The sequence below is a fragment of the Sulfitobacter sp. TMED3 genome (assembly GCF_002167505.1).
Classification (GTDB): domain Bacteria; phylum Pseudomonadota; class Alphaproteobacteria; order Rhodobacterales; family Rhodobacteraceae; genus Sulfitobacter; species Sulfitobacter pontiacus.
Genome location: NZ_NHBI01000025.1, coordinates 79,937 through 96,628 on the forward strand (window position 1 = coordinate 79,937; position 16,692 = coordinate 96,628).

Below are 16,692 nucleotides of genomic sequence, written 5' to 3' on the forward strand. Positions count from 1 at the left end.
GATTTTCTCCTGTTCTTTGGGTGGATCGGCACAGCACTTAGTGATCTTTGCGCTTGCTGAAATAGTCTTCGGATGTGCGCACACGCGGGCGTTCTTTGCCAGCCAACGGATTGTTCTGCGCGTGGTACTGCGCGTTGATCCGGCAGTTGTCGCACATCTGGATCATCTTCGCCGCCTCAGAGGAGGCGAACATCGCGTGTTTTCCTGCCAGCTTTTCGGTGATCTTCTCAACCGTGGATTTCACGCCGAAAAGCGACCCGCACTCGATACAGGCAAAGGGCTCTTCCTCGTGCAGCACCACTTGGGTGAAAGCCTGCGCGGTCAGGTTCAACTGCGGCTTTAGTGTAATCGCATCCTCGGGGCAAACGTTCGCACATAGCCCGCATTGCAGGCAGGCGTCTTCCTGAAAGCGCAGCTGGGGCAGATCGGGGTTATCGCCAAGCGCCCCGGACGGGCACAGCGACACACAGGACAGGCAGAGCGTGCAGGCATCGGTATCCACCAGCACCGCGCCATAGGGGGCGGCGTCGGGCAGATCGATCACCTTGGCCTCGGGCTGAAGGGTCTTGCCTGCAAGCCGTGCGACCTGACGGCGGGTGCCAAGGGGCAGCAGCGTGTCATGCGCGGGCTGCGCGGTTTCGGTGACCAGTGCGGTTTCCAGCGCATCGGGGTCGGCTACGTCAATGAGACGGATCGTATCGCTGCCGCTGATCGCGCGGGCAATCTCGGCCTGCACCTCGATCACCTCACGCTCTGTACGCGGCGACAGCAATACATCCACATGCACAAAGCCGCAGCCAAGTGCGGCGAGCATTTCTGCATGGCCAAACCCCGCCAGCGCATCCACGGCCAGCGGGATGACATCAACCGGCAAGCCCGCGCCAAAACGCGCGTAAAGGCGGATCATTTCGGCCCCGTGGTCGTCGTCATGCACCAGCAAGCGCGGCGCGATGCCGCCTGCCTTGCGATAGGTCGATGCCAGCGTCGACAACCGGCGGAACAGGGTATCTACGGGCGGCGCGTCATAGGTGATCGCCCCCGAGGGGCAAACCGCAGAACAGCTACCGCAACCCGCGCAGATCATCGGGTCAATCGCCACATGTTCCCCGGCCGAGGTGATCGCCCCCGTCGGGCAGAGGTCCAGACAGTTGGAACAGGCGGGCTGCCCGGCCCGCGAATGGGCGCAAAGACTTTCACTCAGCCGCACGTAAAGCGGCTTTTCAAAGGTGCCGACCATCTGCATGGCCTCGCGCACGGCTTCTGCCACGGCGGGCTTGCTGCCCGGATCGGCCCGCAGATAGCCGTCACGTTTGTGCGGCGCGGGAAACAGCGATGTATTCCCCGTCAAATCCAGAATGATATCGCATTGCGACTTGGCCCCGTCCCGCGGCGCGGTGAACGAAGGCGCGCCGCGCCCACCGGGGATCAACATCTGCAACTGGTCAAAGGTCAGGCTGAAATCGCCCAATGCGCCCGATGCCTTGCGCAGGTCGCCTTTGACCACGTCAAAACGCGGATCAACCGCCCCGTCATAATCGCCCTGCCACAGCACCGTCACCGCAAGCGTATCGGCCACCATCTCTGCCACCTCAAGCGCGAGAGCGGGCGGGGCCATGATCAGACACGTGCCCTCAGACACGACGTCCATCACCCGTGGTGCCGGTGCGGCAAGCTGCTGCTCCGCCATCAGGGCGGCCATCTTGGGCGTCGCGTCGCCCTGATCGTCGTGCCAGCCGGCGCGATCGCGAATATCGACGAACTGGGGCACCTCTGCGTTGATCTCGGCGGCCAGCTCTTCGAAACGGGGGCGTTCCTGCTGGCACGCGATCACGGTGTTGCCCGCGGCCATCGCCTCTGCCGCGGTGCCGATCTGGTCGGTGCACAGACAGCTATAGACCTTGGAGCACGGCAGACCCGTCGCCTTTGACAAGGCAGGCGCGTCAATATCCTGACTGCCCAGACAGTCGCACAGCAGAAAAGTCTTTTCCATAATCTCCTCGGGGACAGCACCGGATGGGATGGGTCAAGCGGCAAGGCGCTGTCAGCGCTCGCACGCCAAGCTAGTGGTGTTCGCGACCCGCCGCAAACCCCTAATTGCCCCTGCGTCCCGCAAAAGGGCCGTTCGCACCTACGGCACGAATTACCCAACAAAAACAGTCGGAAAGACCGAAACCCCAGTCAAATATGGCAAATGCTGACGCATGGGAAATGCCGCATTGCAGCAATCACAAAACTGTGTGATTCAACCCTAGAATCCTCTTTGATACGCGTTATGATTACGTCAATATGAGGCCGGAAACGCCTGAAACATCATCGGAAACCAAATTGAACGCACCGCTTAAATCAGCGCAAACGATGCCCGTCGGGGTAGTCCTTCGCAAGTCACCCGGCGTGACGAAATGGGCGAAGGTCGTTTGGCGTGCGGTTTGTGTCCTGCCCGGTGCCGACCCCGCCGACTGGAAGCTGCTGCGTACCGAAGGCGAGGTGTCCGACTATCACGTGACCACTGTGCCGCTAACGCTGTACCGCTCCGATACCGAAGCCTATGTGCACGGGCTCGCCGCGAATGTGCCCTGTCTTTATGTCATCTGCCGCGAAACCCGCGACCCTGCCCGCCCGCTTGAGGTGGTGATGGTCACAGCCTCTCCCTATGAGGCGCAGGATTACAGCGACAATGGCGAAGATATCGTCGAAAAGGTCATGATGACCCCGCAGGTCCATGCCTGGATCAGCGCCTATGTCGACACGCACCACGAAGAAGAAGCCTTTGTGAAGCGTCGGCGCGACAAATATCAAGAGCCGAAGCAAGACGGGATCGGGGACGCGCGCATCTCGCAGACGACCGATGTCTACCGCGCACCGCGCACGTCGCGTTCGGGGTCCTCGCAATGACCCGTCACACATCCTTCTGGGATCGCCGCCGCGCTGCCGTCAAGGCAGAGGAAGCCGCCGCGCAGCAAGCCGCCGCAGAGCAGGCAGAAGCGCAGCATCAGGCCGCGCTGGCGGAAAAATCCGACGCCGAACTGCTGGCAGAGTTCGATCTGCCCGACCCTGATACGCTGAAAGCGGGCGATGATTTCTCGGCCTTTATGGCGCGTGCCATCCCCGAGCACCTGCGCCGCCGTGCGCTGCGCAAACTGTGGGTGTCCGATCCGGCGCTGGCCTGTCTGGATGATCTGGTCGACTACGCTGACGACTATACCCAAGCCTCTGCCGTGACGAATTTCACTACAAGCTATGAGGTTGGCAAAGGGCTGCGCCGTCATATCGAAGATGTCGCGCGCAAGGCTGCGGCCGCGCTCGACACCGCCACCGATGCGGCAGAAACACCTGTTGAAACAGAGCCGACCCCGTCCATCGTTCCGGCAGAGGTCGACGCACCCGCCGTCGCCGTGGCCCAAGCCGATACCCCCGCAGAGCCCCCCGTCGCCGAAACAGCGATGGAAGAACCCGCAGCCCTGCCCCCGCGCCGCATGGCCTTTCGTTTTGAGGAGCAAAGCGCATGACCGCTGCCGCCCAAGCCACCCAAGTCTCTGCCGAAGATCGCCTGCGCGCCGATCTGTACAATTACCTTGGCGTGATGCTGGCCCGCCCTGCGGATCAGATGTTGCTGGACCAGACCGCCGGCCTGTCCGGCGATGACAGCCCGTTGGGCGAGGCGATCAACGGGCTTGCGCGCGTGGCCAAGGCCATGACCCCCAAGAAAGTGCAAACCGAATTCAACGCGCTGTTCATTGGTCTTGGTCGGGGCGAGCTGCTGCCCTATGCCAGCTACTACCTGACCGGTTTTCTGAACGAAAAGCCCCTCGCCGCCCTGCGCAGCGACATGGCCGCACAGCGCATCAGCCGCGCCGAGAATGTCTTTGAGCCCGAAGACAACATCGCATCCCTGATGGAGATGATGGGCGGTATGATCGTCGGGCGCTTTGGGGCTCCTGCCAGCGACGCCACGCAGCGGGCGTTTTTCAACAAACACATCGCGCCTTGGGCGGGTCACTTCTTTACCGACCTGCAAGGGGCCAAGAACTCCGTCCTATATGCCGGGGTTGCCGCAGTCGGCAGCGCCTTCATGGACATTGAACGCGAAGCATTTCGTATGACGGCGGGATAACCGCACCACATCAGGCGGGGCTTCCCCCCGCATAACCAAGGAAAGGGGTACAACCCATGACCCAGGATACCAAAGGCACCAACCGCCGCAATTTCCTGAAACTGGCAGGGACAGCCACACCGGCAGCCGCCGTTGCCGTGGCCAGCAGCGGCACCGCCGCCGAGGCGCAGCCAGTCGATCTGCAATCGGACAAGATGCAAGATACCGCGCACACCCGCGCCTATCTGGAAAGCACACGCTTCTAATTCAGTGATCATCACCCCGCGTGCCTAACCACCGCGGGAGGGAAACTCAGCCCCGGTCCGACCCACACGGTCAGAGCACGCGGGCATCAAGGGAGACTATTATGCTTCGGAAAAAGACCAACGGGATGGCACGGCGGCCCCAGCGGGCGGGCATGCTATCCGACATCGCGGAAAAATCCGTTGACCGTCGCGCATTCCTGCGTGGATCCGGTCTGGCCATCGGCGGCCTTGCGGCGATCGCATCGACCGCGGGCTCTGTCACACAAGCGTCAGCTGCCACCGCCGTCAGCGGCGCGGTAGAGACGATCAAATCTGTCTGCACCCACTGTTCGGTTGGCTGCACCGTCATCGCCGAAGTGTCGAACGGCGTCTGGACGGGTCAGGAACCCGGCTGGGACAGCCCGTTCAACCTTGGCTCGCATTGCGCCAAAGGGGCGTCGGTACGCGAACACGCCCACGGTGAACGCCGCTTGAAATACCCGATGAAAAAAGAGGGTGGCCAGTGGGTCCGGATCAGCTGGGAACAGGCGATCAACGAGATCGGCGACAAGATGAACGTGATCCGCGAAGAAAGCGGTCCCGATTCCGTCTACTGGCTCGGCTCGGCCAAGCATAACAACGAACAGGCGTATCTGTTCCGCAAGTTCGCGGCCTATTGGGGCACCAATAACGTCGACCACCAGGCGCGTATCTGTCACTCCACCACCGTTGCGGGCGTTGCGAACACATGGGGCTACGGCGCCATGACCAACAGCTACAACGACATCCACAACAGCCAGGCGATCTTTGTCATCGGCGGCAACCCTGCCGAGGCGCACCCCGTGTCGCTGCTGCACCTGCTGAAAGCGAAAGAGCAGAACAACGCGCCGATGATCGTGTGCGATCCGCGCTTTACCCGTACGGCGGCCCACGCGGATGAATATGTCCGCTTCCGTCCCGGTTCGGACGTGGCGTTGGTCTGGGGTATCCTCTGGCACATCTTCGAGAACGGGTGGGAAGACAAGGAATTCATCCGCACCCGCGTTTGGGGCATGGACCAGATCCGTGACGAAGTCGCGAAATGGACACCCGAAGAAGTCGAACGCGTCACCGGCGCACCTGCGTCGCAGCTTGAACGCGTTGCGCGCACCCTGGCCAACAACCGTCCCGGCACCGTGATCTGGTGCATGGGCGGCACGCAGCACAGCAACGGCAACAACAACACCCGCGCGTACTGCATCCTGCAGCTGGCTCTTGGCAACATGGGCACCGCAGGCGGCGGCACAAACATCTTCCGCGGCCACGACAACGTGCAGGGTGCCACAGATCTGGGCGTTCTGGCCGATACGCTGCCGGGCTACTATGGTCTGTCCGCAGGGGCATGGGCTCACTGGGCGCGGGTTTGGGAAGAAGACCTTGAATGGCTGCAATCCCGCTTCTCCAAGGCGTCGTTCAACGACACCTCGATGATGAACCTGACCGGTATCCCCGTGAGCCGCTGGATTGACGGCGTGCTGGAAGACAAGGAAAACATCGACCAGCCGGACAACACCCGCGCGATGGTTCTGTGGGGCCACGCGCCCAACTCTCAGACCCGTCAAAAGGAAATGGTCACCGCGATGGAGAAACTCGACCTGATGGTCGTTGTCGATCCGTATCCAACGGTGTCCGCCGTGATGCAGGACCGCCAAGACGGGCTGTATCTGTTGCCCGCAACGACCCAGTTCGAAACCCGCGGCTCTGTCACCGCGTCCAACCGGTCGCTGCAGTGGCGTGATCAGGTCGTCGAGCCCCTGTTCGAATCCAAGCCCGACCACACGATCATCAAGCTCTTCGCGGACAAGTTCGGTTTCAGCGACCGTCTGTTCAAGAACATCGCGCTGGACGGGGACGAACCCAACATCGAGGACCTGACCCGCGAGTTCAACCGCGGCATGTGGACCATCGGTTACACCGCACAAAGCCCCGAGCGCATGAAGATGCACATGGCCAACCAGCACACCTTTGACCGCACCACGCTGCGCGCCAAAGGCGGACCAGCCGACGGGGACTTCTATGGTATGCCTTGGCCCGCATGGGGCACCCCCGAGATGAACCACCCCGGCACAGCGAACCTGTACGATATGTCGCTGCCCGTTGCTGAAGGCGGTCTGACCTTCCGCGCCCGTTTCGGTGTTGAACGTGACGGTGACAACCTGCTGGCCGAAGGCGTCTACAGCGCTGGTTCCGAGATCAAGGACGGCTACCCCGAGTTCACCATGTCCATGCTGCGTGAACTGGGCTGGGACAAGGATCTNACCGACGAAGAGATGGCCGTGATCAACTATGTTGCAGGNTATCCCGAAGGCCAACCNGCGAACGCAAAGCCGGACGAGGAAGTCGGTGAAACATCCCAGACCGGCGAGACCCCGTCGGACTATATCGCCGACACCGGTGGCGTGAACTGGAAGACCGACCTGTCGGGCGGCATCCAGCGTGTCGCGATCAAGCATGGCTGTGCCCCCTTCGGCAACGCCAAGGCCCGTGCCGTGGTCTGGACCTTCCCCGATCCGGTGCCAATCCACCGCGAACCGCTGTACACCAACCGTCGTGATCTGGTCGCCGACTACCCGACCTATGACGACAAGAAGTTCTGGCGCCTGCCCACCATGTANAAGTCCATCCAGGAGAATGACTTCTCCAAGGACTATCCGATCGTGCTGACCTCNGGTCGACTCGTNGAATACGAAGGTGGCGGCGACGAAACCCGATCCAACCCCTGGTTGGCCGAGCTTCAGCAGGACATGTTCATCGAGATCAACCCGCGNGACGCNAACAATCTGGGNGTGCGTGACGGNGCCGATGTCTGGGTCGAAGGCCCNGAAGGCGGCAAGGTCAAGGTGATGGCNATGGTCACGGAACGTGTCGAAAGCGGCGTGGCGTTCATGCCATTCCACTTTGGCGGCCACATGGAAGGCGTTGATTTGCGGGACAGATACCCAGAGGGGGCCGACCCATACGTCCTGGGTGAATCCACCAACACCGCGCAAACATATGGCTATGACTCAGTAACTCAGATGCAAGAGACCAAAGCGACTCTCTGCAAAATCTGGACAGCGTAAGGAGACTATNAAGATGGCAAGAGCAAAGTTTCTCTGCGACGCCGAACGCTGCATCGAATGCAACGCCTGCGTCACGGCCTGTAAGAACGAACACGAAGTACCGTGGGGCATCAACCGCCGTAAGGTCGTCACCATTCAGGACGGCCAACCCGGCGAGCGGTCGATCTCGGTTGCGTGTATGCATTGTTCCGATGCGCCCTGTATGGCGGTCTGCCCTGTAGACTGCTTCTACCAGACCGACGACGGCATCGTTCTGCACTCAAAAGACCTGTGCATCGGCTGCGGTTACTGCTTCTACGCCTGCCCCTTCGGCGCGCCGCAGTATCCACAGGCGGGCAACTTCGGGTCGCGTGGCAAGATGGACAAATGTACCTTCTGCGCCGGTGGCCCCGAGGAAAACCACTCCGAAGCGGAATTCCAGAAGTACGGCCGCAACCGGATCGCCGAAGGCAAGCTGCCGATCTGCGCCGAGATGTGTTCGACCAAAGCGCTGCTGGCCGGTGACGGCGATGTCGTCTCGGGCATCTACCGCGAACGCGTTGTCGCGCGCGGCTTTGGCTCGGGCGCGTGGGGCTGGGGCACGGCATACGAGCAAAAGGGCGGCTAANCCCCCTTTCGCATATTCATGCTTTCCTTGGCCCGCTGGCACCTGCTGCTGGCGGGCCAACTATCTTTATCCTGTCGGAGGTCCCGATGACATTGCTGCGCGTTCTGCTGCCTCTCATATTTCTTGTGTCCTTTGCCGGTCTNTCCGCCGCGCAGGANACCTCGGGCGATGCCTCGGTCNTGCAACCGGGCCAACAGTCGCTTGAAGACATCATGGCCCGCCAACGCGGCGAGGACGTGCCCTTTGGGGCCGAGCTTCCCTTNCCGCTTGAGGGCAACCCNCCCNCGGCNGAATCTCACCTNGGACCGCTTGGTNGCGCATCCGACGCGGACCTGTGGCGCGAGATCCGGGCGGACGCCCTGCCCGACGCGCGCGCCAGCAACCGCGGACCTGCGGCCAAGGTTCTGATGCAGGACGGTGGCATGTGGTGGCTGAACTTCCGTCACGGCCCGCTGCTGACNTATGGCAGCCTGCTGTTGGGTGTCACCGTCGTGCTGATGGCGATTTTCTATCTGATCCGCGGACGTATCCGTATCGAACACGGGCGCGCGGGTATCACCATCGAACGGTTCAAATTCATCGAACGCTTCGGCCACTGGCTGATCGCAAGCTCGTTCATCCTGCTGGCCATCACCGGTCTGCTATCGCTTGCGGGGCGNAAACTNCTGATCCCGCTGTTCGGGCACGAGGCGTTTTCGACCTTCGCCATCGCGAGCAAGTGGATCCACAACAACGTGTCATGGGCCTTTATGCTGGGGCTGGTGATGGTGTTCGTCATGTGGATCGTCCACAATCTACCGGATCGCACAGACATCAACTGGATCCTCAAGGGCGGCGGGATCTTCGGCAAGGGTCACCCCCCCGCCAAGAAGTTCAACGCCGGTCAGAAGCTGATCTTCTGGGCCGTCATCATTCTGGGCACCTCGATCTCTGTCTCGGGTATTTCGCTGCTCTTCCCGTTCGAACTGACGATGTTCGAACCTACGCTGGCGCTNTTGAATGACATGGGCGTACCGCAACTGTTGGGNCTTGGCACAATAGACGCCACGCTGACCCCNCAAGAGGAAATGCAATATGCCCAGCTGTGGCACGCCGTTATCAGCTTTGTTCTGATGGCGGTGATCATCGCGCATATCTATATCGGGACACTCGGCATGGAAGGCGCGTTCGAGGCGATGGGGTCGGGCGANGTCGATCTTGAATGGGCNCGCGAGCACCACAGCATCTGGGCCGANGAAGTTGTCGCGAAGCAGGGTAAACCTGCCTCTGGCACGCAGCCGGCAGAGTGATATGATGCACCCAACGCCCCCCACCCAGCGTGCCAATGCGCATCAACGAGGTACGGAATGAAAGCTTTTATCACTGCCATCGTCGCCTTGGTCATNCTTGCTGCGGGCATGAACTTTGCGTTGGACAACGCAGGGTTCTCCGCGGCCGAGCAGACCTCGTCTGATCGCAATGTCCGGCTGGGCGACTAAGACCGCATCCTATGCATAGCAAACTCCGACGGCCCGCCCGATGAATGATATCTGGGCGGGCCTTTCTTCTGCGTTCTGGCTGGTTGTNACCGGCGATCCCGACCTGATCGAGATTACGCTCAGGTCGTTGCAGGTCAGCCTNACGGCGCTGGTCATTGCCTCGGCCATCGCGCTGCCCTTCGGCACATGGCTCGCCATCCGCCGTTTCCGCTTCCGCCGTACCGCGATTGCGGTGCTGAACTCACTCATGGGATTACCGCCCGTCGTGGTGGGGTTGATCGTCTATCTGCTGCTGTCGCGCGCCGGTCCCTTCGGGGTGCTGGGGCTGCTGTTCACGCCNACGGCGATGATCATTGCGCAGGTGATCATTATCACGCCGCTCATCGCCTCTATCACCCATCAGGCGATGCGTGATCTTTGGGCCGAATACCACGATCTGCTGATNTCGCTGAACACCACCCCGACGCGGCGCATCCTGACGCTGATCTCGGACGGNCGNCGGGCCTTGTTGACNGCGGCGCTGGCAGGCTTTGGCCGNGCCATCGGCGAGGTCGGCGCGATCATGATNGTGGGCGGCAACATCGACCACGCCACCCGCGTGNTGACCACCGCCATCGCGCTGGAAACCGGCAAGGGTGATTTCGCACTGGCGCTTGGNCTGGGCTTTGTGCTGATCGCGCTGGCGCTGAGTGTGAACCTGATCATCCACGCCCTGTCGCGCACAGAAAGAGAGGGCAGATGGTGACCCCCCTGCTGCCCGCCCATATGCGCGATGTCAGCGTCACCCGCCGCGGCAAGCGATTGCTGGGCCCCGTGGACCTGACCCTTGGCAAAACCGGCTTCACGATCCTGCTNGGCCCCAATGGCGCGGGCAAGACGACATTCCTCAAGGCGCTGCACGGGCTTGAACGGCTGTCGACGGGCGCGGTCACATGGGCCGTGCCCGATGACCTTGCGCGGATGCGACAGGCCTATGTCTTCCAAAGCCCCGTGATGCTGCGCCGGTCGGTGCGCGCCAATCTGGGCTATCCGCTGGCGATACTTGGCCAGCCCAAGGCGCAGGTGAACAAAGCGGTAGAGGCTTGGGCGGCTCGCATCGGCCTGACGCCCGCACTGGANCGCCCCGCGACGGGGTTGTCCGGTGGCGAGAAACAAAAGCTCGCCCTNGCCCGCGCCTTGATCCGCACCCCCGANATGCTNCTGCTGGATGAGCCCTGCGCCAATCTNGATGGCCGCTCCGTCAAGGATATAGAGTCGCTGCTACANTCTGCCCATCAGTCAGGGACNCGCATCGTGATGGCGACCCATGATCTGGGTCAGGCGCGGCGCCTTGCAACTGAAATATTGTTTCTGTTTAAAGGTCGNATTCACGAGGCTGGCCCGGCGCCCGANGCGTTTGACGCCCCGCAGACCCCGGAATTCAAATCGTTCCTGAATGGAGATATTTTGATATGAAATCCTTGATTACCGCTCTTGTTCTCGCACTTGGCACCACGGCTGCGCAGGCGGACACCATGAAAATGGCTGTCACCACGTCCTTCAACAACTCTGGTCTGTCCGACGTTCTGCTGCCCGCCATCAAAGAAGATCTCGACCTTGACGTGCAACTGCTGATCGTCGGCACCGGTCAAGCCTTGCGCTTGGGCGAAGCAGGCGACGTCGATGCCATTCTGGTNCACTCCAAGAAAGCCGAAGAGGCCTTTGTCGCCGACGGCTATGGCACCCACCGCCGCGAGATCATGTATAATGATTTCGTCCTGATCGGCCCAAATGACGACCCCGCCGCGATCAAAGACGCAGAGGCTGCGAAGGACGCGCTGGNCAAGATCGAAGCNGCCGAGGCNCCTTTCGTGAGCCGTGGCGACGANAGCGGCACCCACAAGAAAGAACTCTCGCTTTGGGCCGGTGCTGATCTGGACCCCGCGACATTCGGTGAATGGTACAAAGCTGTNGGCGCGGGCATGGGCGCGAGCCTCAACACCGCTGCAGGGATGGGGGCCTATATCATGTCCGACCGNGCAAGCTGGCTGAACTTTGACAACAAGGCCGATCTGGCAATCCTCTTTGCGGGCGATCCGGTGCTGTTCAACCAATATGCCTATATTCCGGTGAACCCCGANAANCANGCGCATGTAAACAAAGANGCCGCGGCCCAGTTGGAAGACTGGCTGGTCGGCGACCGCGCCAAAGACCTGATCGACAGCTATACGATCAACGGCGAAAAGCTGTTCACCTTTAACGCCGAGCAGTGATTTAAACGGTTTGAGAACNTCNCCANGCGCGGTATCAANCCGTATGAAATCATTGATCATCCATATGTCCACCAGCACCGCGCGGCACGCCAATGTCGCGCNGTTGCTGCAGGATCTGCCCGATGCGCAGGTCGTCGAAGCGGTGAATGGCCGCGACCCTACGCAGGTCGCAGATGTGCGCACCCACTCTGGCAACCTGCACAGCCCGTCCTATCCCTTCGCCCTGACACCGGCCGAGATCGGCGTCTTTCAAAGCCATCGCAAATGCTGGCAGATGATCGTCGATCAGGGCTGGGATTACGCGATGATTGTCGAGGATGACCTCGCCGTGTCGCGGCCAGAGCTGGACCGCGCGTTGCAGCTTATCCACCAGAATATGACGCCCGATATGTACCTGCGCCTGCCGCCCAAGATGCGAGAGCTGCCCGCAGATGTCGTGGCGCGNGACGGCGATATGGCGTTGATCCTGCCCAAGCGGATCGGCTTGCAGTGTTGCTGTCAGGTGGTGGGGCGNGANGCCGCGCAGCGTTTGCTTGACGGATCGACCCAGATTGACCGCCCTGTCGATACATGGCTGCAGATGCATTGGGTGACGGGGCAAAAGCTCCACGCCCTGCTTCCCAATGGGCTAAGCGAAATCGCCAATCAGATCGGCGGGTCAACCATCCAGCAAAAAACCCGCACCAGCGGCAAGCTGATGCGGGAATTNAAGCGGGCGTGGTATCGCACGCAGGTTAANTTGCGACCTCAGAAAGCCTGAGATCCCGCGCTTAGCTGGGCGCTTTGGTCGTGCGCAGGTAGGGCAGGATCTTGTTGAAGTCGCCGAACTTCGCCTTGGCGTCATCGTCCGACAGGGTTGCGGGGATGATTACGTCGTCGCCGACATTCCAGTTCGCCGGTGTCGCCACGCCCTTTCCGGTCGAGGTTTGCAGCCCGTCCAGCGCGCGCAAGACCTCGGCAAAGTTGCGGCCCACGGTCATCGGGTAGGTCATCGACAGCTTCAGCTGCTTGTCCGGCCCGATGATGAACACGGCGCGGACTGTGGCGCTGTCGTTGGGGGTGCGGCCATCGGGCATATAGGCGTCGGCGGGCAGCATGTCGAAGGCTTTGGCAACGGTCAGGTCGTTATCCGCGATGATCGGAAAGCCCGCTTTGGCACCGGCGAAGGTCTCGATATCGCCTTTCCATTTCTTGTGCTCTTCAACACCGTCCACGGAAATGCCCATCACCTTGGTGCCGCGCTTTTCCCATTCGTCGGCAAGCTGTGCGACTGCCCCGAATTCGGTGGTGCAGACCGGCGTGAAATCCTTTGGGTGCGAAAAAAGGATCGCCCAGCTGTCGCCCACCCAGTCGTGCAGGCTGATCGTGCCCTGATCGGTTTCGACAGTCAGATCGGGGATGGTATCGTTGATGCGCAAGGACATAATATTCTCCGGCTTCATGGTTTCGGTTTGTCGTTCTCTACTTATGTAGGACGTTGCGCTGCCGGTTTCACCCCCTCACTTGCGGGTCCCCAGATGTGGTGACATGGTACGCGCAACAGGCTGGGGGAAACGTCCCCGGCACCGCATGACAAAAGGAGTTTTCCCATGCTGGAGAAGCGCGAGTTTTACATCAACGGTGAATGGGTATCCCCCGCCAAGCCGAATGACTATCACGTGATCGACCCCACCACAGAGGAGCCCTGCGCGGTCATCTCGCTTGGGGATCAGGCGGATACCGATGCCGCGGTTGCCGCTGCCAAGGCCGCCCTGCCCGGCTGGATGGCGACGCCTCCGGCGGAACGCATCGCCCTGCTGGAAAAGCTGCTAGAGGTCTATCAGGCCCGCGCCGAGGATCTGGCCAAAGCGATGAGCACGGCCATGGGTGCGCCGATGGATCTGGCCCGCACGTCGCAGGTTGGTGCCGGCTCTTATCACCTGAGCAACTTCATCAAGGCCGCGAAAGAGTTCAAATTCGAACAGCCGCTTGGCGATCACGCCCCGAATGACCGGATCATCCGCGAAGCCGTGGGCGTTGCCGGTCTGATCACGCCGTGGAACTGGCCGATGAACCAGATCACGCTCAAGGTCGGCGCGGCGATTGTATCGGGCTGCACGATGGTGCTGAAACCTTCCGAGGAAAGCCCGCTGGACGCGATGATCTTTGCCGAGTTGATTGACGAGGCAGGCTTCCCCAAAGGGGTGTTCAACCTTGTGAACGGCGATGGCGTCGGTGTCGGCAGCCAGATGTCGTCGCATAAAGACATCGACATGATCAGCTTCACCGGCTCCACCCGCGCGGGCACGCTGATCTCGAAAGCGGCGGCGGATACGCTGAAAAAGGTCCACCTTGAACTGGGTGGCAAAGGCGCGAACATCATCTTCAACGATGCGGATGACAAGGCTGTCAAACGCGGCGTGCTGCACATGATGAACAACACCGGCCAGTCGTGTAACGCCCCCAGCCGTATGCTGGTGCAGTCGGATGTCTATGACAAAGCCGTCGAAGAAGCAGGCGCTGTGGCGTCGCAGGTTACCGTTGGTCCTGCCTCCGAAGATGGGCGTCACATTGGCCCCGTGGTCAATGAATCGCAGTTCAACAAGATTCAGGACCTGATCCAGAAGGGTATCGACGAAGGTGCGCGTTTGGTTGCGGGCGGCACCGGACGTCCCGACGGCTTGAACCGCGGGTTCTTTGTCAAACCCACTGTCTTTGCAGACGTGACCCCCGACATGACCATCGCGCGCGAGGAAATCTTTGGGCCGGTTCTGTCGATCATGAAGTTCGACAGCGAAGAGCAAGCGGTCCAGATCGCCAATGACACGGTTTACGGCCTGACCAACTATGTCCAGTCGCAAGATGGCGAGCGTCGCAACCGTCTGGCGCGTCAGCTGCGGTCGGGCATGGTCGAGATGAACGGCCAAAGCCGCGCCGCAGGGTCGCCCTTTGGCGGCATGAAGCAGTCGGGCAACGGGCGCGAGGGTGGCATGTACGGGATCGAGGACTTTACCGAGATCAAGGCCGTCTCGGGTTGGGCCGCTGAATAAGCTGTCCTTCGGCACCCCCCACAAACACCAAGGCCACCCTGCGGGGTGGCCTTTCTCGTCTGCGCCCTATGGCCTTTAGAACGGTGCCTTGGCGCGGATCTTGGTCGAATGCCCGCCCTGAGGATGGTTGAACCGCAGCTCCTCTGAATGGAGCATCAGGCGCGGATACGCCAACGCGGGCCCCGTGGCGTAAAACGGATCGCCCAGAATCGGATGGCCGAGGCTCAACATATGCACCCGCAGCTGATGGCTGCGCCCTGTCTTGGGGCTAAGGCGCACCCGCGCGGTGTCGCCTTCGTCTTTCAGCACACGCCAGTCTGTTTGTGCGGGTTTACCCGTTTCATGGCAGACCATCTGGCGCGGGCGGTTCGGCCAATCCACGATCAGCGGCAGATCGATGGTGCCGGTCTTTTCCTGCGGTACCCCCCAGACCCGCGCGACATAGGTCTTGCGCGTCATCCGCTTTTCAAACTGCAATCCCAGATGGCGCTGCGCATGGGGCGTCAGCGCAAAGATCATCACGCCCGAGGTGTCCCGATCCAGACGATGCACCAGCAGCGCGTCCGGAAATGCGTCCTGCACCCGCGCGATGAGACAATCGGCCAGATGCGGCCCCTTGCCCGGCACCGACAGCAAGCCCGCGGGCTTGTCGACCAGCAACACTTCGGCGTCTTCATGCAGGACAACCAGCGGATCTTGGGGCGGATTATATTCTGTTTCCATAAGTGTCCGTCTCAGAGTTAGGGTAGGTTTTCAAGCCAATCTGTACCAAAGGACCCGGAATGCATCCTACTATTACCAAGATGATTGATGTTGTCGCCAAGGGGGATTCGGAAAAGATCGCCCCGCTGCTGGCGGAAGACGTCACCTTCATGCCGCCGACATATTACAAGACCTGGACCGGCCGCGCCCCTGTGGCAGCGGTCCTGGGGCATGTCGGCAATGTCTTTAGCGATTTCAAGTACCGCCGGATCATGGGGGAAGGCACAGATTGGGCGCTGGAGTTCCAGTGCAAGATCGGGGATCTGGATGCCGTTGGCGTCGATCTGATCACCTTGGGTGACGACGGTCTGATCGCCAAATTCGAGGTGGTGATGCGCCCCTATAAATCCATCGGAGCCCTACGCGAGGCGATGAATGCACGGGTGATGAAAGACCCCAGCTTCCTCGCCTTCAAGGACGCGCTGTCCTGAGCGAATGATATAAGGATCGAGGGGCGCGACATGTCTGCGCCCCTCCTCCCCCCTTGTCACGCCGGTTTGTGCCGCATCTGCCGGAACAGCGAGATCGAATAGATCACCAGCGCACCCCAGATCAGCGGAAAGGCAATCATGCGCGCCCGCCCAAAGGGTTCGTCAAAGACCAGCACCGCGCAAAGGAAGATCATCGTCGGCGCGATATACTGCAAGATGCCGATGGTCGACAGCCGCAGCCGCTTGGCTCCGTTGGCGTAAAAGATCAGCGGCACCGCCGTGACCACGCCGCAGCCCACCAGCATCCACGTATTAAACGGCACGCCCTGACCAAAGTGGTTTTGCCCCGTCATGATCAGGTAAACCAGATAGGCCAGCGCGGGGGCGAGCAAGATCAAGACCTCAAGCAGGAAACCCTGGTTTGGCCCGATCGGCAGCCGCTTTTTCGCCAGCGCATACAGCCCGAAGGTGAGCGTCAGGCTCAGCGCGACCCAAGGAAAGCGACCGGAATCAAGCGTCAGGATCGCGACAGCGACGGCCGCCAGCCCGATTGCCGCAAGCTGAAGCCTCGACAGACGCTCCCCAAGCAGCAGCGCCCCCAGCAGGATGCTGAACAACGGGTTGATGTAATACCCCAAGGCCGCGTCCAGCGCATGACCCGAGTTCACCGCCCAGATGTAGATACCCCAGTTGACCG

General features: G+C 61.2%; 17 protein-coding genes. 13 read left to right on the top strand and 4 right to left on the bottom strand.

From position 1 onward, the window contains the following. Positions 1–37 precede the first annotated feature (37 nt). Positions 38–1,990 (bottom strand): 4Fe-4S binding protein, encoded by a 1,953-nt coding sequence (locus CBB63_RS07545; RefSeq protein ID WP_286698711.1) that lies wholly within the window; start codon positions 1,988–1,990, stop codon positions 38–40. A 365-nt stretch (positions 1,991–2,355) separates the two neighbouring features. On the opposite strand from CBB63_RS07545, the gene CBB63_RS07550 reads away from it, so the two are divergent. The 11 genes from CBB63_RS07550 (at position 2,356) to CBB63_RS07600 (ending at position 12,533) form a co-directional block, all read left to right on the top strand. Next, entirely contained in the window at positions 2,356–2,892 is a 537-nt protein-coding gene (locus CBB63_RS07550; protein ID WP_005850288.1) for a DUF3305 domain-containing protein, read from the top strand. Further along, positions 2,889–3,506 carry a DUF3306 domain-containing protein gene (locus CBB63_RS07555; RefSeq protein ID WP_286698712.1) on the top strand — a complete coding sequence of 206 codons (618 nt, stop codon included), beginning with the start codon at positions 2,889–2,891 and terminating at the stop codon, positions 3,504–3,506. The genes CBB63_RS07550 and CBB63_RS07555 overlap by 4 nt, the downstream gene beginning before the upstream one ends. Beyond that, positions 3,503–4,111 carry a TorD/DmsD family molecular chaperone gene (locus tag CBB63_RS07560; protein ID WP_009825482.1) on the top strand — a complete coding sequence of 203 codons (609 nt, stop codon included), beginning with the start codon at positions 3,503–3,505 and terminating at the stop codon, positions 4,109–4,111. The genes CBB63_RS07555 and CBB63_RS07560 overlap by 4 nt, the downstream gene beginning before the upstream one ends. Positions 4,112–4,167: 56 nt before the next feature. Continuing rightward, the gene (locus CBB63_RS07565) at positions 4,168–4,356 is read left to right on the top strand and encodes a twin-arginine translocation signal domain-containing protein (RefSeq protein ID WP_286698713.1); all 189 of its coding nucleotides are present in this window, start codon (positions 4,168–4,170) and stop codon (positions 4,354–4,356) included. Between the two features lie 101 nt (positions 4,357–4,457). Then, positions 4,458–7,436: a formate dehydrogenase subunit alpha gene (locus CBB63_RS07570; RefSeq protein WP_286698714.1), complete on the top strand. Its 2,979-nt coding sequence runs from the start codon at positions 4,458–4,460 to the stop codon at positions 7,434–7,436. Between the two features lie 13 nt (positions 7,437–7,449). Continuing rightward, positions 7,450–8,043 (top strand): formate dehydrogenase FDH3 subunit beta, encoded by a 594-nt coding sequence (fdh3B, locus tag CBB63_RS07575; RefSeq protein ID WP_005850298.1) that lies wholly within the window; start codon positions 7,450–7,452, stop codon positions 8,041–8,043. An 86-nt stretch (positions 8,044–8,129) separates the two neighbouring features. Continuing rightward, entirely contained in the window at positions 8,130–9,332 is a 1,203-nt protein-coding gene (locus tag CBB63_RS07580) for a formate dehydrogenase subunit gamma (RefSeq protein ID WP_286698715.1), read from the top strand. Between the two features lie 229 nt (positions 9,333–9,561). Beyond that, positions 9,562–10,266, top strand: a complete 705-nt coding sequence (locus tag CBB63_RS07585) for an ABC transporter permease (RefSeq protein WP_286698716.1) — start codon at positions 9,562–9,564, stop codon at positions 10,264–10,266. Continuing rightward, on the top strand, positions 10,260–10,976 hold the full coding sequence (locus CBB63_RS07590; protein ID WP_286698717.1) for an ABC transporter ATP-binding protein: 717 nt from the start codon (positions 10,260–10,262) through the stop codon (positions 10,974–10,976). Before CBB63_RS07585 ends, CBB63_RS07590 begins: the two co-directional genes overlap by 7 nt. Further along, complete coding sequence (locus CBB63_RS07595) at positions 10,973–11,773, top strand: ABC transporter substrate-binding protein (RefSeq protein WP_286698718.1); 801 nt, start codon at positions 10,973–10,975, stop codon at positions 11,771–11,773. The genes CBB63_RS07590 and CBB63_RS07595 overlap by 4 nt, the downstream gene beginning before the upstream one ends. 43 nt (positions 11,774–11,816) lie before the next feature. After that, positions 11,817–12,533 (top strand): glycosyltransferase family 25 protein, encoded by a 717-nt coding sequence (locus CBB63_RS07600; protein ID WP_286698719.1) that lies wholly within the window; start codon positions 11,817–11,819, stop codon positions 12,531–12,533. 10 nt (positions 12,534–12,543) lie between these two features. On the opposite strand, the gene CBB63_RS07605 is transcribed toward CBB63_RS07600, so the two are convergent. After that, positions 12,544–13,197: a peroxiredoxin gene (locus tag CBB63_RS07605; protein WP_037942750.1), complete on the bottom strand. Its 654-nt coding sequence runs from the start codon at positions 13,195–13,197 to the stop codon at positions 12,544–12,546. A gap of 165 nt (positions 13,198–13,362) precedes the next feature. Between CBB63_RS07605 and CBB63_RS07610 the strand changes: the two genes are divergently transcribed. Then, positions 13,363–14,802, top strand: coding sequence for an aldehyde dehydrogenase family protein (locus CBB63_RS07610; RefSeq protein WP_005850313.1), 1,440 nt, complete (start codon positions 13,363–13,365; stop codon positions 14,800–14,802). 75 nt (positions 14,803–14,877) lie between these two features. Here CBB63_RS07610 and CBB63_RS07615 read toward each other — a convergent pair whose 3' ends face one another. Then, positions 14,878–15,525: an RluA family pseudouridine synthase gene (locus tag CBB63_RS07615; protein WP_005850315.1), complete on the bottom strand. Its 648-nt coding sequence runs from the start codon at positions 15,523–15,525 to the stop codon at positions 14,878–14,880. Positions 15,526–15,584: 59 nt separating this feature from the next. Here CBB63_RS07615 and CBB63_RS07620 point away from each other — a divergent pair, with 59 nt between their 5' ends. After that, the gene (locus CBB63_RS07620) at positions 15,585–15,995 is read left to right on the top strand and encodes a nuclear transport factor 2 family protein (protein ID WP_037942746.1); all 411 of its coding nucleotides are present in this window, start codon (positions 15,585–15,587) and stop codon (positions 15,993–15,995) included. Positions 15,996–16,051: 56 nt separating this feature from the next. On the opposite strand, the gene rarD is transcribed toward CBB63_RS07620, so the two are convergent. After that, a partial coding sequence (gene rarD / locus CBB63_RS07625) for an EamA family transporter RarD (RefSeq protein ID WP_286698720.1) occupies positions 16,052–16,692 on the bottom strand: 641 nt, incomplete at its 5' end.

Coding starts and splice junctions, on each gene's coding strand:
- CBB63_RS07545 (WP_286698711.1), bottom strand. CDS start 1,990: ATGGAAAAGACTTTTCTGCTGTGCGACTGTCTGGGCAGTCAGGATATT.
- CBB63_RS07550 (WP_005850288.1), top strand. CDS start 2,356: ATGCCCGTCGGGGTAGTCCTTCGCAAGTCACCCGGCGTGACGAAATGG.
- CBB63_RS07555 (WP_286698712.1), top strand. CDS start 2,889: ATGACCCGTCACACATCCTTCTGGGATCGCCGCCGCGCTGCCGTCAAG.
- CBB63_RS07560 (WP_009825482.1), top strand. CDS start 3,503: ATGACCGCTGCCGCCCAAGCCACCCAAGTCTCTGCCGAAGATCGCCTG.
- CBB63_RS07565 (WP_286698713.1), top strand. CDS start 4,168: ATGACCCAGGATACCAAAGGCACCAACCGCCGCAATTTCCTGAAACTG.
- fdh3B (WP_005850298.1), top strand. CDS start 7,450: ATGGCAAGAGCAAAGTTTCTCTGCGACGCCGAACGCTGCATCGAATGC.
- CBB63_RS07605 (WP_037942750.1), bottom strand. CDS start 13,197: ATGTCCTTGCGCATCAACGATACCATCCCCGATCTGACTGTCGAAACC.
- CBB63_RS07610 (WP_005850313.1), top strand. CDS start 13,363: ATGCTGGAGAAGCGCGAGTTTTACATCAACGGTGAATGGGTATCCCCC.
- CBB63_RS07615 (WP_005850315.1), bottom strand. CDS start 15,525: ATGGAAACAGAATATAATCCGCCCCAAGATCCGCTGGTTGTCCTGCAT.
- CBB63_RS07620 (WP_037942746.1), top strand. CDS start 15,585: ATGCATCCTACTATTACCAAGATGATTGATGTTGTCGCCAAGGGGGAT.